General features: G+C 64.2%; 18 protein-coding genes and 1 tRNA gene. All 19 read right to left on the bottom strand.

The window, feature by feature from the left end; translation table 11 throughout:
• Positions 1–20: 20 nt before the first annotated feature.
• The 19 genes from glmS to Q4F91_RS00355 all read right to left on the bottom strand — a co-directional run bounded on the left by glmS (position 21) and on the right by Q4F91_RS00355 (position 18,921).
• Positions 21–1,850, bottom strand: coding sequence for a glutamine--fructose-6-phosphate transaminase (isomerizing) (gene glmS, locus Q4F91_RS00445; RefSeq protein ID WP_303333797.1), 1,830 nt, complete (start codon positions 1,848–1,850; stop codon positions 21–23).
• 86 nt (positions 1,851–1,936) lie between these two features.
• A complete protein-coding gene (gene glmU, locus Q4F91_RS00440; protein WP_303333796.1) occupies positions 1,937–3,304 on the bottom strand; it encodes a bifunctional UDP-N-acetylglucosamine diphosphorylase/glucosamine-1-phosphate N-acetyltransferase GlmU in 1,368 nt (455 codons plus the stop codon).
• Positions 3,305–3,461: 157 nt separating this feature from the next.
• Entirely contained in the window at positions 3,462–4,973 is a 1,512-nt protein-coding gene (locus tag Q4F91_RS00435) for a sodium:solute symporter family protein (protein WP_303333795.1), read from the bottom strand.
• Between the two features lie 265 nt (positions 4,974–5,238).
• Entirely contained in the window at positions 5,239–6,255 is a 1,017-nt protein-coding gene (locus tag Q4F91_RS00430) for a Tim44 domain-containing protein (protein WP_303333794.1), read from the bottom strand.
• A gap of 80 nt (positions 6,256–6,335) precedes the next feature.
• Positions 6,336–7,103: a bifunctional demethylmenaquinone methyltransferase/2-methoxy-6-polyprenyl-1,4-benzoquinol methylase UbiE gene (gene ubiE, locus Q4F91_RS00425; RefSeq protein WP_303333793.1), complete on the bottom strand. Its 768-nt coding sequence runs from the start codon at positions 7,101–7,103 to the stop codon at positions 6,336–6,338.
• 34 nt (positions 7,104–7,137) lie between these two features.
• A complete protein-coding gene (locus Q4F91_RS00420) occupies positions 7,138–7,551 on the bottom strand; it encodes a DUF971 domain-containing protein (protein ID WP_303333792.1) in 414 nt (137 codons plus the stop codon).
• A gap of 109 nt (positions 7,552–7,660) precedes the next feature.
• Positions 7,661–7,735, bottom strand: a tRNA-Arg gene (locus Q4F91_RS00415).
• Positions 7,736–7,758: 23 nt separating this feature from the next.
• Positions 7,759–9,789, bottom strand: coding sequence for a primosomal protein N' (priA, locus tag Q4F91_RS00410; RefSeq protein ID WP_303333791.1), 2,031 nt, complete (start codon positions 9,787–9,789; stop codon positions 7,759–7,761).
• A 301-nt stretch (positions 9,790–10,090) separates the two neighbouring features.
• The gene (hemE, locus tag Q4F91_RS00405; protein ID WP_303333790.1) at positions 10,091–11,167 is read right to left on the bottom strand and encodes a uroporphyrinogen decarboxylase; all 1,077 of its coding nucleotides are present in this window, start codon (positions 11,165–11,167) and stop codon (positions 10,091–10,093) included.
• A gap of 131 nt (positions 11,168–11,298) precedes the next feature.
• Positions 11,299–11,703, bottom strand: a complete 405-nt coding sequence (locus Q4F91_RS00400; RefSeq protein WP_303333789.1) for a universal stress protein — start codon at positions 11,701–11,703, stop codon at positions 11,299–11,301.
• A 181-nt stretch (positions 11,704–11,884) separates the two neighbouring features.
• Positions 11,885–12,304, bottom strand: coding sequence for a F0F1 ATP synthase subunit epsilon (locus Q4F91_RS00395; protein ID WP_303333788.1), 420 nt, complete (start codon positions 12,302–12,304; stop codon positions 11,885–11,887).
• A gap of 63 nt (positions 12,305–12,367) precedes the next feature.
• The gene (gene atpD / locus Q4F91_RS00390; protein ID WP_303333787.1) at positions 12,368–13,771 is read right to left on the bottom strand and encodes a F0F1 ATP synthase subunit beta; all 1,404 of its coding nucleotides are present in this window, start codon (positions 13,769–13,771) and stop codon (positions 12,368–12,370) included.
• 34 nt (positions 13,772–13,805) lie between these two features.
• The gene (gene atpG / locus Q4F91_RS00385) at positions 13,806–14,687 is read right to left on the bottom strand and encodes a F0F1 ATP synthase subunit gamma (RefSeq protein ID WP_303333786.1); all 882 of its coding nucleotides are present in this window, start codon (positions 14,685–14,687) and stop codon (positions 13,806–13,808) included.
• Positions 14,688–14,710: 23 nt separating this feature from the next.
• The gene (atpA, locus tag Q4F91_RS00380) at positions 14,711–16,252 is read right to left on the bottom strand and encodes a F0F1 ATP synthase subunit alpha (protein WP_303333785.1); all 1,542 of its coding nucleotides are present in this window, start codon (positions 16,250–16,252) and stop codon (positions 14,711–14,713) included.
• 16 nt (positions 16,253–16,268) lie between these two features.
• Complete coding sequence (locus Q4F91_RS00375) at positions 16,269–16,820, bottom strand: F0F1 ATP synthase subunit delta (RefSeq protein ID WP_303333784.1); 552 nt, start codon at positions 16,818–16,820, stop codon at positions 16,269–16,271.
• Positions 16,821–16,822: 2 nt separating this feature from the next.
• Positions 16,823–17,293, bottom strand: coding sequence for a F0F1 ATP synthase subunit B (locus Q4F91_RS00370; RefSeq protein ID WP_303333783.1), 471 nt, complete (start codon positions 17,291–17,293; stop codon positions 16,823–16,825).
• Between the two features lie 104 nt (positions 17,294–17,397).
• Positions 17,398–17,640: a F0F1 ATP synthase subunit C gene (gene atpE / locus Q4F91_RS00365; RefSeq protein WP_303333782.1), complete on the bottom strand. Its 243-nt coding sequence runs from the start codon at positions 17,638–17,640 to the stop codon at positions 17,398–17,400.
• 72 nt (positions 17,641–17,712) lie between these two features.
• Complete coding sequence (gene atpB, locus Q4F91_RS00360) at positions 17,713–18,543, bottom strand: F0F1 ATP synthase subunit A (protein WP_303333781.1); 831 nt, start codon at positions 18,541–18,543, stop codon at positions 17,713–17,715.
• A gap of 6 nt (positions 18,544–18,549) precedes the next feature.
• Entirely contained in the window at positions 18,550–18,921 is a 372-nt protein-coding gene (locus Q4F91_RS00355) for an ATP synthase subunit I (RefSeq protein WP_303333780.1), read from the bottom strand.
• Between the last annotated feature and the right edge of the window lie 45 nt (positions 18,922–18,966).

The following is an 18,966-nucleotide window of genomic DNA, read 5'->3' as shown; positions in this document are numbered from 1 at the left end:
ACTGAGCTGCTCTCAGCCGTTTATTCCACCGTCACGCTCTTGGCGAGGTTGCGGGGCTTGTCCACGTCCGTGCCGCGGCAGATGGCCGCATGGTAGGAGAGGAGCTGGAGCGGAATCACGTGCAGGATCGGCGAAAGCATGCCGACGTGCTCGGGGAGCCTGATCACGTGCGTGCGGTCGTCCGTGGTGATGTTCGTGTCGGCGTCGGCGAAGACGTAGAGCTCGCCGCCGCGGGCGCGGACTTCCTGGAGGTTGCTCTTCAATTTCTCCACGAGGCGGTCGTTCGGCGCCACGGCGATGACGGGCATCGACTCGTCGACGAGGGCGAGCGGGCCGTGCTTGAGTTCACCGGCCGGGTAGGACTCGGCGTGGATGTAGCTGATCTCTTTGAGCTTCAGCGCGCCTTCCTGGGCGATCGGGAAGTGGACGCCGCGGCCGAGGAAGAGCGCGTGGCTCTTCAGCGTAAACCGCTCGGCCCAGGCGATCACCTGCGGCTCGAGCGCGAGCACGGCGGTGAGCGCGGCGGGGAGGTGACGGAGGTTCTTGAGTTCCTCGGCCTCCTTCTCCGCGGAGAGACGTCCCTGGGTCTTGGCGAGCGTGAGCGCCAGGAGATAGAGCGACGCGAGCTGCGTCGTGAAGGCCTTGGTCGAAGCGACGCCGATCTCGACGCCCGCGCGGGTGATGTAGGCGAGCTTGCTCTCGCGCACCATCGCCGACGTGGCGACGTTGCAGATCGTGAGGGTGCGGGTCATGCCGAGTTCGTCGCGCGCGTGCTTCAGAGCCGCGAGCGTGTCGGCGGTCTCGCCCGACTGCGAGATCGTCACGACGAGGCTGTCGGGATCGGGCACCGAGATGCGGTAGCGGTACTCGCTCGCGATCTCGACGTCGCAGTGGATGCCGGCGATCGCCTCGATCCAGTACTTCGCGGTGCTCGCCGCGTAGTAGGAGGTGCCGCAGGCGAGGAAGAGCACGCGGGAGACGCCCTTGAAGATCTCCTCGGCGCCTTCGCCGAAGAGGCGCGGCGTGATGCCGACGACGCCCTCGAGCGTGTCGCCGATGGCGCGCGGCTGCTCGAAGATCTCCTTCTGCATGTAGTGGCGGTAGGGACCGAGGTCGATGGCGCCCGAGTAGGCCTGCACGATGCGCACGGCGCGCTCGGCGGGCACGAAGACGCGGCCGCTGCGCTCGTAGACGTCGTAGTGGTCCGGGGTGATGTCGCAGACGTCGCCTTCGTTGAGGTAAACGATGCGGTCGGTGACGCCGGCGACGGCCATGGCGTCGCTGGCGGCGAGCATCTCGCCGTCGCCCACGCCGAGCACGAGGGGCGAGCCCTGGCGGGCGAGCACGATGTGGTGCGGCTCGTCACGGCAGATGACCGCGATGGCGTAGCTGCCGCGCAGCTCGAGGATCGATTCCTGAACGGCCTTCAGGAGATCGCCGTGATAGTTCGAGTGCACGAGGTGCGCGATGACCTCCGTGTCGGTCTGGCTGTAGAAGACGTAGCCCTGGCCCTTGAGGCGCTCGCGGATCTCCTCGTAGTTCTCGATGATGCCGTTGTGCACGAGGCCGATCGTGTCGCGCGAGAAGTGCGGATGCGCGTTGCAGACCTCGGGGGCGCCGTGCGTGGCCCAGCGGGTGTGGGCGATGCCGGTGACGGCGTTGAGACCGGCCTTGTCGGCCTCCTCGGCGAGCTGCGCGACGCGTGCGGTGCTGCGTGCGCGCTTCAGTCCGTCCTCGTCAACGGTGGCGATGCCGCAGGAGTCATACCCGCGGTACTCAAGACGACGAAGCCCCTCAAGGAGCAACGGCACGACATTGCGGCTGCTGGCCGCGGCGACGATTCCACACATAGGCCTTTCTCTTCTCTCTCGTGGATCTTGAAAACGGTTACGCCCGGGCTTCGATGCCGTCCGGGCGTTGGAATGGGAACTTGGGATTATTTCTTGAGCTTGACGGGGCGCGTCCAGCCTTCGATCGTGGTCTGGCGGACGCGGGCGAGCGTGAGCTTTCCGGCGGGCGCCCTGCGCGAGATGGTCGACCCGGCGCCGATGGTGGCTCCGTCCTCCACCTCGACCGGGGCGACGAACTGCGTGCCCGAGCCGATGAAGCAGTCGTTGCCGATCTTCGTGCGGAACTTGTTCACGCCGTCGTAGTTGCAGGTGATCGTTCCGGCGCCGATGTTGGTCCCCGCGCCGATCTCCGCGTCACCGATGTAGGTGAGGTGGTTGATCTTGGTGCCGAGGCCCACCTGGGACTTCTTCACCTCGACGAAGTTGCCGATGTGGTTGTCGCCGGCCAAGTCCGCGCCCGGGCGCAGACGCGAGTACGGTCCGATGCGGCCGCCCTTGCCGACCTTCGCGCCCTCGATGTGGCAGAAGGGCAGGAGCACCGTGTCCTCGGCGATCTCGGCGTCGCGGATGACGCAGTTCGCGCCGATCTTCACGCCGTCGGCGAGCTTCACCTTGCCCTCGAAGACGCAGTTCACGTCGATCTCGACGTCGCGGCCGCACTCAAGCGACCCGCGGATGTCGATGCGGGCGGGATCGATCAGGGTGACGCCGGCCTCGAGGAGGCGCTGGGCCTGCGCACGCTGCCAGACGCGCTCGAGCGCGGCGAGCTGAACCTTGGAGTTGACGCCCTCGACCTCCCAGACGTGGTCCGGCTGGACGGTCGTGATGCGGCAGCCCTCGCCCGCGGCGAGGCCGATCACGTCGGTGAGGTAGTACTCGCCCTGGGCGTTGCCGGCCGTGAGGCTCGAGAGCCATTTCTCCAGCTTCGCCGTCGGCAGGCACATGATGCCGGTGTTCACCTCGCGCACGAGCTTCTGCTCAGGCGTCGCGTCCTTCTCCTCGACGATCGCGCAGACGTTGCCGGTCGAATCGCGCAGGATGCGGCCGTAGCCCGTGGGGTTGTCGAGATTGACGGTGAGGAGCACGAGGTCGCTCGAGGCAGCCTCGGCGTTGATGCGGTCAAGCGTCACGCGGGAGAGAAGCGGCACGTCGCCGAGGCACACGATCGTCTTCGGGTCGGCGGGATTGAGCGCGGGGAGCGCCTGGCGGAGCGCATGGCCCGTGCCGAGCTGCGGCTCCTGGAGCGCAAAGGTGACGCCCTCGGCGCCTGCGAGATGCTCCTTCACGGCATCGGCGCCGTGGCCGACCACGACAACGCGGGGAGATTCAGAGAGACCCTCCGTGGCTGCAAGCACATGGTCAAGCATGGGGCGTCCGGCGATGGGCTGGAGCACCTTGGGCAGACGCGAGCGCATGCGCTTTCCCATGCCTGCGGCGAGTATGACGACGTTCATAAAAAATTTTTTCCTGTTTACTGCCGGCTCTTCTCCGGCCGGCTGAACAAATCCTGATGATTTTAAAAGACCGGAGCCCCGAGCGGAACACCCAAACGGCAAGGGGGAGAGCGTTCTCACGCTCTCTCCCTTAATCGGATCAACTTTTACTGAGAAATCAGGCCGAGTAGCTCACAGGAACAACTTCAGGAGCACGCTGCGGGTCGGCCTGGACCTCGACTTCCTCGTTGAGGGCGTTGCGGGCGCGCTCCTCAAGGAAGCGGCGGTTGTCAGCAACCGGCAACAGGGAGCCGATCACCATGCCCGCGGCCGCGGCGATGAAGCCGCCGAGAACGTTCGGGAACACCTCGCCGAGCGGGGTCCAGGTGAGGATCACCCAGACGGTGGCGCCGGTGAAGATCGAGACGTAGCAGCCGAGGCGGGTGGCCTTCTTCCAGTAGAGACCGCAGACGAGCGGCCAGAAGGCGCCGACGACCGGGAACTGGTAGGCCATCGCGACCATGTCGTAGATCGGGGCGCCCTCGAGCGCGATCGAGTACATCAGCACGAAGATGGCGAAGCCGGCGACGGTGGCGCGCATCGCGAAGAGCATGTTGCGGTCATCGACCTTGATGAAGTGACGCAGCACGTTCTCGACGAAGATCGTGGACGGGGCGAGCATCGTGGCGGAGGCGGTCGACATCACGGCCGAGAGCACGGCGCCGAAGAAGAGCACGCGGAGCCACATCGGCATGTAGTCGCGGACGAGCGTCGGGAGCAGCTGCTGCGGATCCTCGGCGAGCATCTTCCCGGCGATTTCCGGCATGACAAGCACGGCGGCGACGACGATGAACATCGGCACGAAGGCGAAGAGGATGTAGAAGGAACCGCCGAGGATCGGGCCGGCGACGGCCGTCTGCACGTTCTTCGCGGACATGACGCGCTGGAAGACGTCCTGCTGCGGGATCGAGCCGATCATCATGGTCATTGCGGCCGAGATCCAGAAGAGCCAGCCGGTCGGGGTGGGCTCGGGCAGCGCATGGAAGAGATCCTTGCCGCGGGCGTACTCGATGACGTTGCCGAAGCCGCCGGCGAGATCCGAGGCGAACCAGAGGATGGCGACGAGGCCGAACACGATGATGATCATCTGCAGGAAGTCGGTCATGGCGACGGACCACATGCCGCCCACCATCGTGTAGGCGAGCACCACGGCGGCGCCGATGACCATGCCGGTCGTCATGGAGACCGCACCCTCGGTGATCAGATTGATCACGAGGCCGAGCGCGGTAACCTGGGCGCCGACCCAGCCGAGGTACGAGATGACGATCGCGACCGAGCAGAGCAGCTCGACGCTGCGGCCGAAGCGGTCACGGTAGAAGTCACCGAGCGTGAGAATGTTCTGCTTGTAGAGCTTCTGCGCGAAGAACGTGCCCACCAGGATGAGCGCCATGCCCGAGCCGAAGGGCTCCTCGATGACGCCGGCGATGCCGCTCTCAATGAATCGGCCCGGAAGGCCGAGAATCGTTTCGGAGCCGAACCAGGTGGCAAACGTAGCCGTAATGACCATGGGCAGCGGAAGGCTGCGGCCGGCAAGCGCGAAATCGTTCGTGTTCTTGACACGGGTGGCGGCCCAGACGCCGATGGCGACGGTGCCGACGAGATACAGGATCACAAAACCAGTCAGCGTCATCCCTCTTGTCCTTATTAAAAACGACGTTGAACGGAAAATCCCCGGACGGGGTCTTTATTTGCGCGCATTGTAGGATCCACGCACCCCCTCGGACCCTCGAGGGGGCAACTTTTTCCCCCTCAGGCCCCTCAATCGGGCAATGTTTCATCGAAATCAAAAAAAATACGCTGGACTTCTGAGAAAGTCCAGCGTATTCAATGACTTGCAGAGGGGCCCTCAGAGGCCGCCACAGCGGCCTCCCGAGGGGCGCCTCAAGGGCGCCTCATCAGGCCTGCGGGCCGTTCTGACGGATGCCCGAAAGGAGCCAGCCGCCCTCGCCGCGGGCGGGCTTCGTGAGCACCCAGGTCTCGTCGAGATCCTCGACGTCGCCGCTCACGACCACGCGGCCGGTAAAGCGCACGGCGGCGACATAGGTGCCGTCCTCGAGCGCGATGCCGAGGAGCTCGTTGTCGAGCTTCTCAACGACGGTCTCGTAGACCTCGCCCTTGCGGGCGCGCAGCTGCTGCGTGATGGCCGTGAAGAGGTCGTTGTCCGTGAAGTCGGAGATCTCGATCACGTTGCCCGTGTCCCAGGCCTTCTGCAGCTTGATGTAGTTCTCGCGGGCGGCCTTGAGGAAGCCCTCGCGGTCGAAGTCCGCGGGCGTCACGTCGACGGCGCCCTCGTAAACCGGTTCAGCCGCGGCCTGCTGCGAGGCGCCGCCGGCGAGCTGGTCCATCACGCTGCCGGAGCGCACGCCCTGCGAGCTCTGCTGCCAGGCGGGAGCCTGCTCGGCCTCGCGGCGCATCGGCTCTCGGGCGGGCTCGGGCTCACGGCGCTGCTGCTGCCAGGGGTCCGGGGCCGCGCCCTGCGGGCCCGACGTAGCCGGGCGCTGCTGACGGCCGCGCGAGAGGAAGAAGCGCACGGCGAAGAACACGACGACGGCGAGGAGCAGTCCCATGACGATGCTCGAGATACCGGCGCCGCCGAGACCGAGCATCGAGAGGAGCGCCGAGATGCCGAGCGCGGCGGCGAGGCCGCCCAAGATGCTGCGCATCATGCTCGGGCGCTGCGCGGGCGTGTTGGTCGCGGCGTTCTGGCGCTGCTGCTGGGCCGTGCTGCCGGCCTGCTGCTGGCGCTGCTGGGCCGTCGGAGCGGCCGCAGGCGCGACGGGCGCCTTCTGCGAGAAGGTCGGGGCTGCGCGGCCGGTGGAGAGACCGCCGCCGAAGCGCTTCGCGGCATCCGCGTCAAGAGAGGTCGTGGCGAGCGCGACGCAGAGAACGAGGGCTGCGATGATGTTCTTCATTGAAGTAAAAAAGTTCCTTTTGAGGTTCAGGGAATGCCGGCGCGAAGGGCTTCTCTTCGGGTGGTCCGCCCGGGGGTCTTTCAGGACTTCGTGCCGACGTGGAGTGCACACACTCCGAATGTCAGATTGTGCCATTTAACGGCACCGAACCCTGCCGTTTTCATCATGCCCGCGAAGGTCGGCTGGTCGGGGTGCATGCGGATCGATTCGGCGAGATACCTGTAGGAATCAGCATCCGCGGCGATTTTCCCGCCGAGCCAGGGCATGAAATGGAAGGAGTAAAAGTCGTAAACAGGTTTGAAGAAGCGGTAGCACTTCGAGAACTCGAGCACGAGGAGCCTGCCACCCGGCTTCAGAACGCGGTGCATCTCGGCGAGCGCGCGGTCCTTGTGGGTCATGTTGCGGATGCCGAAGGAGACCGTGACCACGTCGAAGGTGCCGTCGGGGAAGGGCAGGTGCTCCGCGTCGGCCTGCACGACGCGGCAGCCGAGGCTGATCTGCTCGAGGCGCTTCGCGCCGTGGGCGAGCATCTCGTGGTTGATGTCGGTCGCGGTGATGTTCGCCGGATCCGTGTACTTGGCGAAGGCGATCGGCAGGTCGCACGTGCCGCTCGCGATGTCGAGCACCTTCATGCCCTGCTTCACCGAGGCCTCGCCGATGCAGCGCGCCTTCCAGAGACGGTGCATGCCGAGCGAAAGAAGGTCGTTCATCAGGTCGTACTTCTCGGCGACGGAGTCGAAGACCTCGCGGACCTTGCCCTCCTTCTCCGCCTCGTCGACCTTCTTGTAGCCGAAGTCAATCTCGTGATGTTCCTCGCCCGTCTTCGCGGGCTGGCTGTTCTGCTGCATCGCTTCTTCTCTTCTGTTTCGTCTGAGCCAGTTCTCAGTGGCCGCAGCCCTTCTGGGGCTTCATCTTCTCGAGGAACGGGGCGTTCACGGGATCCTTCGGGTCGCGCGTGGCGCCGGCCTCGGCGAGCTGGTCGAGATAGTTCTGCCAGAGCGCATCGCGGGCGGCATAGATCTGCTCGAAGTAGTCCCAGCTGTAGACGCCCGTGTCGTGACCGTCGTCGAACGCGAGCTTGAGCGCGTACTGGCCGACGGGCTCGAGGCCCTTGAGGCCCACGTCGCGGCAGCCGACCTGCAGGACGGCCTGGTCGGGCGAATGTCCCTGCACCTCCGCGGAGGGGGAGAGCACGCGCAGGAACTCAAACGGGTAGACGGCGCTGGCGCCGTCCTCGTAGACGAGCTCGAGCGTGCGGGACTTCTGGTGCACGAGCACCTGGACGGGAACCTTCATCGGAAACCTCGGGGGAATCTTTTCGCGGCCGGTCCGGACCGCAGCCCGGACGGGCCCCATAAGAAAAATCCCGCGGCCGCTCAACGGAACGGTGCGGGACTGCGGCATCTGGTCCTCACGACAGGGATCGAACCTGTAACACGGCCTTCGGAGGGCCGTATGATATCCATTTCACCACGCGAGGGGACTGTGAATTATACAGAGTTTTCAGGTCTCCAACGGGTCGACCTCGATCACCCAGGAGAGGCCCCCGGCGTGGCCGAGGCCGCGCAGATTCCTCTCCCAGTCGACGAGAAACCGGTGCAGCGACATGCGGTTCACGCTCTCGACCAAGAGCTGCCCGCGCTCGCGGTTCATCAGCCTCACGAGCGGCATCGGCACCGGGTCGTAGACGAGCACGTCGTCGCGCCCGAGCGCCATGGCGCTCTTCGCGGCGTCCTCGAGGAAGGCGAGCGCCGTTGAGAGCATGTCGGCCTCCGCGGTGAGCAGCGCCTGGTGCACGTAGGGCACGCAGCCGCTCTCGCGGCGCTCGTCGAGCGTGTCCTCGGCGAACTTCACATAGTCCTGCTCCGCGAGCGCCGTGAAGAGCGTGTCCTCGGGGAAGCGCGTCTGGATGAGCACCCGCCCGCGGGTGCCGGCGCGCCCCGCGCGGCCCGCGACCTGCATGAGCGTGGCGAAGAGCCGCTCGCGCGCCCGCGTCGAGGGGCTCAGGATCTGCGCGTCCGGGTTAAGGACGAGCACGAGACCGATTTTCTGGAAGTCATGGCCCTTGGCGACCATCTGCGTGCCGACGAGGATGTCCACCTCGCCGCGGTGCACCTTGCGGAAGGCCTCCTCGGCGGCGTTCTTCGCGCTCGCGGTGTCGCGGTCGATGCGGAGCACCCGTTTCCCGGGAAAGAGCACCTCGAGCTCCTCCTCGATGCGCTCCGTGCCCGTGCCGCGCGGCAGGATGTCCACGTTGCCGCAGCCCGGGCAGGCCTCCGGCACCGGACGGCGCCAGCCGCAGTGGTGGCAGATGAGCGCTTTCTCGCGCTTGTGGTAGACGGTGAAGGCCGAGCAGCGCGCGCAGGTGCTCACCCAGTCGCAGGCCGGGCAGGAGAGCACGGGGGAGTACCCGCGGCGGTTGAGGAAGACGAGCGCCTGGCGGCCCGACTCGAGGCAGGCCTCGATCGCCCGGCGGGAGTATTCGGTGATCTGTCCCGAAGCACCTTTCTCGGGCGGAGGCGTGAGCTCCACCTCCGGGAGCTCGGCCTTCTCGACGGCGCGGCGCGAGAGCCTGAGGAGCCCGTAGCCGCCCGACTTCGCCTTCGCCCAGCTCTCGAGCGACGGCGTGGCGGAGCCGAGCACCACGGGGCAGGCGAGCTTCGAAGCGCGCCAGACCGCGAGATCCCTCGCGCTGTAGCGCAGGCCGTCGCCGGCCTTGTAGGAGAGGTCGTGCTCCTCGTCGACGAGGATGAGCCTGAGTCTGCGGAAGCTCGCGAAGATCGCCATGCGGGTGCCGACCAGGATCCTCGCCTGTCCCTCGTGCGCCGAGAGCCAGGAGGCGGCGCGCTCGCGGTCGGTGAACTCGCTGTTGAGCGCCGCGACGGCCTCGCGGGGAAACCGTGCGCGCACGCGCCCCACGAGCTGGGGCGTCAGATTGATCTCGGGGACGAGCAGGAGCGCCTGCGCCTCCGGATCGCGCGCGAGCGTCTCCTCGATGAGCCGCAGGTAGACCTCGGTCTTCCCCGAGCCCGTGACGCCGAAGAGGAGCCACGCGCGGAAGCCCTCGGCCCCGAGCACGGCCGCTGCCGCGGCCTCCTGCTCGGCGTTGAGCGCGGGGGCGGGCGCGGCCGGGGCGGCGTCCGGGTCCGCCGCGGGCATCACGGCACGGATTCCCTCGATGCGCTTCTCCTGGCGCGGCGTGGGCGTGCGCCTCAGCGCCGCGGGAATCGCGGGGAGCGCCGACTCACCCCATGCCCGAAGGTAGTATGTGGCCGCAAAACGCGTGAGCGACAGCCATTCCGAGGAAACGGGGGTGCTGAATTTCAGCACGCTCTGGATGCGCTTCAGACGCTTCTCCTCGATGTCGGAGGCCGAGGAAAGAAGGACGACGAGACCCACCGCGCGGCGGGCGCCGAGCGTCACCAGCACGAGATCCCCGACGGCGACAAGCATTTCCTCGGGCACGCGGTAGTCGAGCGGAGCGAGTCCGGGCGCATCAATGAGCACCTTCGCAAACTGATCGGTCCGTGCCATCTCGTCGCCCGCCTCCGTCCCGGGAAAAGTTGCCCACAGCTTTAGGGGATTTATCAACCGTTCGACCCCAAAGTCTGTGGATAACTTTGTGGATTCTTTTTTCCGGGCCGGTGGACAGGTACCCCAGGGGGCCCGAAAAGGGTCAGGGTAAAGGATCACTCACCCTTAAAAGCCCTGTGCCGCAGGGAAAGATAAGAATGATCCTCTGCAAAATGACCCTCTGCGGGCCCCTTTCCGCAGAGGGTTTTCACGCCGGAAGCTGTGCATAAGTTAGGACTTCCTGCAGGTTTTCCTAACTCTCTCAGTCCGCGGTATGGAAGCGGCGGCTGTAGGAATGGACCTCGTCGACGAGGATCTGCACGTTCTCGACCGGGGTGAACTGGTTGATGCCGTGGCCGAGGTTGAAGACATGGCCGCCCTTGCCGACCGGGCCGAAGGCGTCGAGCACCCTGCGGACCTCGCGGCGGATCGTCTCCTCGTCGCCGAAGAGCGCGAGCGGATCCATGTTGCCCTGGATCGCGACGCGGTCGCCGAGCTCGCGGCGGGCGCGGGTGAGGTTCGTCGTCCAGTCAAGGCCCACGGCGTCGCAGCCGCAGTCGGCGATCGCGGAGAGCCACTCGCCGCCGCCCTTGGTGAAGACGATCACGGGGACGCGCTCGCCCTCGGGGGTGGTGCGGGTCAGGCGCTCCACGACCTTCTTCGTCGCCGCGAGCGAGAAGCGCTGGAAGTCACCGTCGGCGAGCATGCCGCCCCAGGTGTCGAAGATCTGCACGGCCTGGGCGCCGGCGGCGATCTGCGCATTGAGATAGGCGGCCACCGCCTCGGCGTTCACGTCGAGCACGCGGCTGAAGAGGTCCGGGCGGCGGAACATCATCGTCTTGGCGGTGCGGAAGTCGCGGCTGCCGCGGCCCTCGATCATGTAGCAGGCGAGCGTGAAGGGCGAGCCCGAGAAGCCGATGAGGGGAACGCGATTGTTGAGAGCGCGGCGGATGCTCCGCACGGCGGCCGTGACGTAGCCGAGCTTCTCCTCGATCTCCGGGACGGCGAGCGCCGCGACGGCGGCCTCGTCCTGCACGGGATGCGCGAAGACCGGGCCCTCGCCGGCGACGAAGGAGAGGCCGAGGCCCATGGCGTCGGGCACCGTGAGGATGTCCGAGAAGAGGATGGCGGCGTCGATGCCGTAGCGGTCGATCGGCTGCAGCGTCACCTCGGTGGCGTAGTCCGGGTTCTGGGCGAGCCCCATGAAGCTGCCGGCCTGCGCACGCGTGGCGCAGTACTCCGGCAGGTAACGGCCGGCCTGGCGCATGAGCCAGACGGGCGTGAAGTCGGTGTGCTCGCGCTTCAGAGCGCGCAGGAAGCAGTCATTTTGAGGCGTCATTTCAGATTCGCTCGATCGAGGGTCTTTGTTTCTTCGGGGTGCATGAAAAAACCGCGCAGCATGGGGCATGCGCGGATTTTTTCAGCTTCAGCGGGACTGCTCCTGCAGAGCGGTCCCGGGCGAGGCAGGCATCAGCGGACGACGAGCACCGGGCGGTCAGCCTGGCTGAGCACCTTCTGCGTCTCGCTGCCGAGGAGCAGCGCGCCGAACGTGCCGAGGCCGCGGCTCGCCATGACGATGTAGGAAGCCTCGACGCGCGCGGCGCACGCGAGAACACCGCCCGAGACGGTCTCGGCGTGTTCGGCGACGAGCTCGCAGGGCACGCCGGCCTCGGCGGCGCGGCGGCCGATCGACTCGAGACGGTCCCTGACGGCCTCGTCCTCGTCGGCGAGATCGCACGCCGGGGCGGAGGTGACGACCGCCGTCATGCCGACAACGGAACCGCCCACCTGCTCCGCGAGCCCGATGGCCGTCTCCACTGCCTTGTCGCTCAGATTAGAACCGTCGGTCGTTACGAGGATCTTAATAGCGCTCATCCGCTTATCTCCTTTGTCCTTTTGGTCCCGGCCGGGTTCTCTTCCTCCGGCGGGAGATGAATTGTCGTTACCTGAAATCGTACCGCGCGGCGGGGCGGCTTGCACTTCAAAAAACGAAAAGAGCGGAGGGCCTTGTTTAAGGGCTTCTCCGCTCCAAAAGTCGTCACTCTCTCGGAAGAGATCAGAGCTTGGCGCGCATCTTCTTGATGATGGCGAGCTCGGCGGCCAGGGCCGCGATCTCCGCCTCGATACGGGCGATCTCGATCGCACCGGAGGCATTCGAACGGGCGGCCTCGGCTGCGGCCAGGGCCTCCTTGGCGCGGGCCTCGTCGAGGTCCTTGCTGCGAACGGCCGTGTCGGCCATGACAGTCACCAGATCAGGCTGGACCTCCAGGATGCCTCCCGCGACAAAGATCTGCTCAACCTCAGACTCGCCGGGCTTGTGCACGCGCACGAAACCCGGACGGATCACGGTGATGAGCGGGAGATGTCCCGGCATGATGCCAAGTTCGCCAGACTTTCCGGGCAGCGACACGAGTTCGGCCTCGCCGGAGAAGATCTGTTCTTCGGCGCTGACGACGTCGACTTTAATGGTAGCCATATAGGTTGCTCCGTTTGTCGGGCGCTTGCTGCAGCCGGTCCGGAGACCGGCTGCGGCGAAGCATTACTTGAGGGTCTTGGCCTTCTCGAAGGCTTCGTCGATCGTGCCGACCATGTAGAACGCCTGCTCGGGCAGTTCGTCACATTCGCCGTCAACAATCATCTTGAAGCCGCGGATCGTCTCCTTGAGCGGAACGTACTTGCCCGGAGCGCCGGTGAACACCTCGGCAACGTGGAACGGCTGCGAGAGGAAGTTCTGGATCTTGCGGGCGCGCTGCACGACGAGCTTGTCCTCGGGGGCGAGTTCGTCCATGCCGAGAATGGCGATGATGTCGCGCAGTTCCTTGTAGCGCTGCAGCGTCTCCTGGACGCGGCGGGCCGTCTGGTAGTGATCGACGCCGATGATGTTCGGGTCGACCTGACGGGACGTCGAGTCGAGCGGGTCGACGGCCGGGTAGATACCGAGCGCGGCGATGTCACGCGAAAGAACGACGGTGGCGTCAAGGTGGCCGAAGGTCGTGGCCGGGGACGGGTCAGTAAGGTCGTCAGCAGGGACGTACACGGCCTGGATCGAGGTGATCGAGCCCGTCTTCGTCGAAGCAATACGCTCCTGGAGCTTGCCCATTTCCTCAGCGAGGGTCGGCTGGTAGCCCACGGCGGACGGCATACGGCCGAGCAGAGCGGACACTTCCGTACCGGCGAGGGTGTAACGGTAGATGTTGTCAATGAAGAGCAGGATGTCGCGGCCTTCGTCACGGAAGGCTTCGGCCATCGTAAGGCCCGTCAGAGCAACGCGGAGACGGTTTCCCGGGGGCTCGTTCATCTGACCGAACACCATGGCGACCTTGTCGAGAACCTTCGACTCATCCATTTCATGGTAGAAGTCGTTGCCCTCGCGGGTGCGCTCACCGACGCCGGCGAACACGGAGTAGCCGCCGTACTGCTTGGCGATGTTGTTGATGAGCTCCATCATGTTGACGGTCTTGCCGACGCCGGCGCCGCCGAACAGGCCGACCTTGCCGCCCTTGGCGAACGGGCAGATAAGGTCAATAACCTTGATGCCCGTCTCGAGAAGGTCGACGGACGGGGAGAGCTCGTCGAACTTCGGAGCCTCACGGTGAATCGGGCGGATTTCCTCGGCACCGATCTCGCCGGCGTCATCGATCGGGCGACCGAGAACGTCAACGATGCGGCCCAGCGTCTTCGGGCCGACCGGAACGGAGATTTCACGGCCGGTCGACTCAACCGACATGCCGCGGCGGAGGCCTTCAGACGAGCCCATCGCGATGGTGCGAACGACGCCGTCACCGAGCTGCTGCTCAACTTCGAACGTCAGGCCGCTTTCAGCGAGCGTGTTGGCGCCGTCGTCCTTAAGAACGAGCGCCTCGTAAACCTTCGGCATCGCGTCGCGCGGGAATTCAATATCCACGACCGCGCCGATAACCTGAACGATCTGTCCGATACTCATGGGATTTCCTCAGTTATCGATTTTTCAAATTCGATTAAGACACAGCGGCGGCACCACCGACGATTTCGGTGATTTCCTTCGTAATGCCGGCCTGGCGGGTCTTGTTGTAGACGAGCTGCAGATCGTCGATGAGCTTCTTCGCATTGTCAGAAGCGGCCTTCATGGCGACCATGCGGGCGCTCTGCTCGCTGGCCATGTTTTCTGCAACCGCCTGGTAAATCAAAGTCTCAACGTAGCGGCGAAGCAATTCGTCGAGAACGGTTTGGGCGTCAGGCTCGTAGATGTAGTCCCACGAGTATTTGCGCTTGGGATCCTCAGCCGAGAGGTGCTCGTCGGTCAGCGGAAGGATCTGCTCAACAACCGGGATCTGCTTCATCGCGTTCACGAAGCGGGTGTAGCAGAGGTAGACCTTGTCGACCTTGCCTTCCTTGTACGCTTCGATCTGGGCGCTGATGGCACCGATCAGGCGGTCGAGGTTCGGGCGGTCGCCAAGCTGCACAGCCTGGCTGACGACCTGAATCCCCATACGCTGAAGGAAGCCGAGACCCTTGTTGCCGAGAGCGGAAGCCTGGACCGAGATGCCCTCGGACGACCATTCCTTAAAGCGCTGCAGAAGCTGGCGCTGGATGTTCGTGTTGAGGGCGCCGGCGAGACCCTTGTCGGTGGACACCAGGATGATGCCCACCTTCTTGGAGTCATTCCGCTGAGTCAGGAACGGATGCTGGTAGTCCGCGATGCTCGCACGGGACAGATGCGAGGCAATCACTCGAATCTTGTCACCGTACGGGCGGGCCGCAAACATCCGGTCCTGCGCCTTGCGCATCTTCGAGGCCGCAACCATCTCCATCGCTTTGGTGATCTTGCGCGTGTTCTGCACGCTCTTGATCTTGCCGCGAATTTCCTTTGTACTGGGCATGGAATTGGGTCCTCGATTAGACGTTAGATGGCGCCGTTCTTCTTGAACTCGGCGATCGCACCCTTCAGGGTCTCCTCATCCTCCTTGGAGAGGGCCTTGTTGGTTTCGATCGAGTTGACGAGATCGGCGTAGTGAGTCTTCAGGTACTCGCGCATGGCGCGCTCGACCTTCATGGCGTCACCGACCTGGACATCGTCAAAGCTGCCGTTGTTCACAGCGTACAGAACAAGCGCTTCCTCCCAGACCTGCAGCGGCTGGTACTGGGGCTGCTTCATGAGTTCCGTGACCATGCGGCCGCGCTCGAGCTGCTTGCGGGTGACCTCGTCGAGGTCGGAGGCAAACTGCGCGAACGCCGCGAGGGCGCGGTACTGAGCAAGCGCGAGACGGACACCGCCGCCGAGCTTCTTGATGACCTTGGTCTGGGCGGCACCGCCGACTCGGGACACCGAGATACCGGGGTTGATGGCGGGACGGATACCGGCGTTGAAGAGGTCGGTCTCAAGGAAGATCTGGCCGTCGGTAATCGAGATCACGTTCGTCGGAACGAACGCGGTCACGTCACCGGCCTGCGTCTCAATGATCGGCAGAGCGGTCATCGAGCCGGTCTTGCCCTTCACTTCACCCTTGGTGAAACGCTCGACGTAGGCGGCGTTCACGCGGGCGGCGCGCTCAAGGAGGCGGCTGTGGAGGTAGAAGACGTCGCCAGGATAGGCTTCACGTCCCGGCGGACGGCGCAGAAGCAGGGAGATCTGGCGATAGGCCCAGGCCTGCTTGGTAAGGTCGTCATAGACGATCAGGGAATCCTGACCGCGGTCGCGGAAGTACTCGCCCATGGTCGCGCCGGCGTACGGAGCGATGTACTGCATGGCGGCGGACTCGGAGGCCGTGGCAGCCACGACGATCGTGTAGTCCATGGCGCCGTGCTCCTCGAGCTTGGCGACGACGTTGGCGATCGTGGAGGCCTTCTGGCCGATGGCGACGTAAACGCAGATGAGGTCCTTGCCCTTCTGGTTGATGATCGTGTCGATGGCGACGGCGGTCTTGCCGGTCTGACGGTCACCAATGATGAGCTCGCGCTGGCCGCGGCCGATCGGCACCATCGAGTCGATGGACTTCAGGCCGGTCTGCACAGGCTGCGAAACCGACTGACGGTCGATAACGCCCGGTGCGACCTTTTCAATGACGTCGAATTCCTTCGCTTCGATCGGGCCCTTGCCGTCGATCGGCTGGCCGAGAGCGTTGACGACGCGGCCGATCAGCTCGGGGCCGACCGGGACCGAGAGAATGCGACCGGTGGTCTTCACCGTGTCGCCTTCGGAAATGCCTTCGTAGTCGCCGAGAATAACGGCGCCGACGGAGTCACGTTCGAGGTTGAGCGCGAGGCCATAGACCTCACCCGGGAACTCAAGCATTTCGCCCTGCATCACGTCGCTAAGACCGTGAATGCGCGCAATGCCGTCCGAGAGGGACACGACCGTGCCCTGGGTGCGAAGATCAGCGGAAACGCCGAGGCCTTCGATACGCTTCTTCAGCAGTTCGCTGATTTCACTGGGATTGAGTTGCATCTTACAGCTCCGAATTTTATGCGGTGAGCGCCGTCTTCATCTGAGAGAGACGCGCGCGGATCGAGGCGTCGAGCAGCTTGTCGCCGACATGCACACGCACGCCGCCGATCAATTCCTTCTCGACCGAGACGACCGGGTGAAGCTTCACTCCCGGGAACTTCTTCGCTAGCGCTTCCAGCAGGCTCTTGACTTCTTCGTCGGAGAGCGGGAAGGCAGTCTCGATGTAGGCGTCGGCGACGCCCTCGGACTGGTTCTTCAGAATGCGGAATTGCCGCGCGATCTCAGGAAGCGCCTCAATGCGCCCGTTCTGAATCACAACGCGGAGCAGATTCTTGACTTCCTCGGCCTGATCAGAACCGATCGTGCCCTCGAGCACGCCGTAGACCTGATCCTCGGACAGTCCGGGATCCCCCGCGAGCTGAGCGACCAGCGGATCACGAGCGGCCTGCGCGAGCTGCGCGACGGCCTCGAGAACGCTGGCTTTATCCTGTGCGCTGGCTTTACGCTCTTCCAGGGCCTGCATCAGGCCTTCGGCGTAAGGACGCGCTATCGTCGAAAGTTCCGCCATAGTTAGAGCTTCGCCTTCAATTGATCAAGCAGTTGGTTGTGGGCAGCCTTGTCGACTTCGCGGGCAAGGATCTGTTCGGCCCCCTGAACGGCAAGCGCAGCCACCTGATCGCGGAGCTGATCGCGAGCACGCTGAACCTGCTGGGCAGCTTCAGCCTTGGCGGACTCAATGATGCGCTCGGCTTCGACCGTAGCTTGGTTCTTGGCATCCTCGACGATCGCCTGGGCGCGCTTCTCGCCATCGGCAACGATGGTCGAGGCACGGGCGCGGGCGGCCGCTTCGATGGCCTTGCCCTGCTCGGTCGCGACGGAAAGGGCCTTCTCACCCTTGTTCGCGGCGGCGAGGCCGTCAGCGATTTTCTTCTGCCGCTCTTCAATCGCGTGAATCAGCGGTGGCCAGATGTACTTCATGGTGATCCAGGCACCAAGAAGGAACACGACCATCTGTACAAACAGAGAGGCGTTAATGTTCATTGTTGAACCCCGTTAAGTCTGCGGCGCCGCGCCACCATCTGATGGGCGGGGCGCCGCGGACAGCGTCATTAAAAAGAAAGACGTTTGCTGGTGTCAGCTGAGTATTAGCCGACGAACGGGTTGGCAAAGGCGAACATCATGGCGATACCGACGCCGATCAGGAAGGCCGCGTCGATCAGGCCGGCGAGGAGGAACATCTTCGTCTGGAGCGGCTCCATGAGCTCGGGCTGGCGGGCGGAGGCCTCAAGGTACTTGGAACCCATCAGGGCGATACCAAGGCAGGCACCGATGGCGCCGAAGCTGATGATCATACCGCAGGCGATGGCGACTAAGGCGACGTTGGTCATTTTTCAAAGACTCCTAAGAGTTAAAAGGATGTTGAAAAAGGGAAGAAGTGAATTAAAGGAAATAATTGTCTGTTAGTGGCTGCTGTGGGCCTGTCCGATATAGACGAGCGTCAGCATCATGAAAATAAACGCCTGCAACAGAACAATCAGCACATGGAAAAGCCACCAGACGATACCGGCGATGACTTGTCCAAGTCCGGCAGCGGCGCCGCCCAGGGGACCCATCTCAAGCATGAAGCCGCCAAGGAGCGCAATGAGGAAGAACACGAGTTCGCCAGCGTACATGTTGCCGAAGAGTCGCATGCCGAGCGAGACGAACTTCGCGGCGTATTCGATGAGGTTCATCACGAAGTTCACCGGCCAGAGCAGCGGGAAGGCGCCGAACGGATGGGTGAACAGGCTGGCGGTGAAGCCGCCGAGGCCGTGAACCTTGATGCCGTAGTAGAAGAGCAGAACGAGCATGCCGAGCGAGAGGCCGAGCGTGCCGTTCAGGTCAGCCGTGGGAAGCGGACGGAGATGGTCGAGACCGACGAAGGTGGCCATCCAGGGGAACAGGTCGACCGGGATAAGGTCGATCATGTTCATCATCGCGACCCAGCAGAAGACCGTGAGGGCGAGCGGGGCGATGTAGGTGCGGTCACCGTGGACGATGGTCTTGGCCTGGTTGTCCACCATCTCGACCAACATCTCGACGGCGCACTGCATCTTGCCCGGAACACCGGAGGTGGCGTTTTTCGCGCCGAGGCGCAGGAGGAAGAACACGATCGCGAGCATGAGCAGCGCGAAGAAAATCGTGTCGTAGTTGAGTACAGAGAAGTCAATCATGCCGGTCATGTGACTTGACTGCAGATGCGCCATGTGGTGCTGTATGTAGCCCGTGGCGGTGAGGCTCTCGGTTGCCATGAAGTCTTATCCTTGTTTTTTCTTGAACAGCAGCACGAAGTAGCCGTTCATTACCGCGATAAGTGAAATGAGGTAGACGAGCCAGTTCAGCTCATGAAAAAGCCGTGCCGTAAGAAGCATCAGCAATATCACGAACAGAACTTTTACAAACTCACCCAGCAGCGTCGTCAGGGCCCCGATCGTCGGACTCAGTCTCAACCCCCTCAGGGCGATCAGGGTGATCACCAGAAGAGTGGTTGCCACTGCATAGCAGAGCCCTCCGAGAAGTGCGGAGAGCCCGGCATTTTTTCCAAGCAACACAAACCCCAGAAGGGCTGCGACGAGGGTGATGGCGTACTGTGCAAGAACGACGCGCATCATATCAGAACGGGCGAGCATCCTTACACCAACCTAGGTAGGAATTTGAGTCGGTCAAAGTTTACT

Origin of the sequence: Sutterella sp., assembly GCF_030539355.1 — a bacterium.
Taxonomy (GTDB): Bacteria; Pseudomonadota; Gammaproteobacteria; order Burkholderiales; family Burkholderiaceae_F; genus Sutterella.
Note: the sequence above shows the minus strand (reverse complement) of the source record. Positions and strands in the feature narration are given on the sequence as shown.

Coding starts and splice junctions, on each gene's coding strand:
- glmS (WP_303333797.1), bottom strand. CDS start 1,850: ATGTGTGGAATCGTCGCCGCGGCCAGCAGCCGCAATGTCGTGCCGTTG.
- glmU (WP_303333796.1), bottom strand. CDS start 3,304: ATGAACGTCGTCATACTCGCCGCAGGCATGGGAAAGCGCATGCGCTCG.
- Q4F91_RS00435 (WP_303333795.1), bottom strand. CDS start 4,973: ATGACGCTGACTGGTTTTGTGATCCTGTATCTCGTCGGCACCGTCGCC.
- Q4F91_RS00430 (WP_303333794.1), bottom strand. CDS start 6,255: ATGAAGAACATCATCGCAGCCCTCGTTCTCTGCGTCGCGCTCGCCACG.
- ubiE (WP_303333793.1), bottom strand. CDS start 7,103: ATGCAGCAGAACAGCCAGCCCGCGAAGACGGGCGAGGAACATCACGAG.
- Q4F91_RS00420 (WP_303333792.1), bottom strand. CDS start 7,551: ATGAAGGTTCCCGTCCAGGTGCTCGTGCACCAGAAGTCCCGCACGCTC.
- priA (WP_303333791.1), bottom strand. CDS start 9,789: ATGGCACGGACCGATCAGTTTGCGAAGGTGCTCATTGATGCGCCCGGA.
- hemE (WP_303333790.1), bottom strand. CDS start 11,167: ATGACGCCTCAAAATGACTGCTTCCTGCGCGCTCTGAAGCGCGAGCAC.
- Q4F91_RS00400 (WP_303333789.1), bottom strand. CDS start 11,703: ATGAGCGCTATTAAGATCCTCGTAACGACCGACGGTTCTAATCTGAGC.
- Q4F91_RS00395 (WP_303333788.1), bottom strand. CDS start 12,304: ATGGCTACCATTAAAGTCGACGTCGTCAGCGCCGAAGAACAGATCTTC.
- atpD (WP_303333787.1), bottom strand. CDS start 13,771: ATGAGTATCGGACAGATCGTTCAGGTTATCGGCGCGGTCGTGGATATT.
- atpG (WP_303333786.1), bottom strand. CDS start 14,687: ATGCCCAGTACAAAGGAAATTCGCGGCAAGATCAAGAGCGTGCAGAAC.
- atpA (WP_303333785.1), bottom strand. CDS start 16,252: ATGCAACTCAATCCCAGTGAAATCAGCGAACTGCTGAAGAAGCGTATC.
- Q4F91_RS00375 (WP_303333784.1), bottom strand. CDS start 16,820: ATGGCGGAACTTTCGACGATAGCGCGTCCTTACGCCGAAGGCCTGATG.
- Q4F91_RS00370 (WP_303333783.1), bottom strand. CDS start 17,293: ATGAACATTAACGCCTCTCTGTTTGTACAGATGGTCGTGTTCCTTCTT.
- atpE (WP_303333782.1), bottom strand. CDS start 17,640: ATGACCAACGTCGCCTTAGTCGCCATCGCCTGCGGTATGATCATCAGC.
- atpB (WP_303333781.1), bottom strand. CDS start 18,543: ATGGCAACCGAGAGCCTCACCGCCACGGGCTACATACAGCACCACATG.
- Q4F91_RS00355 (WP_303333780.1), bottom strand. CDS start 18,921: ATGCTCGCCCGTTCTGATATGATGCGCGTCGTTCTTGCACAGTACGCC.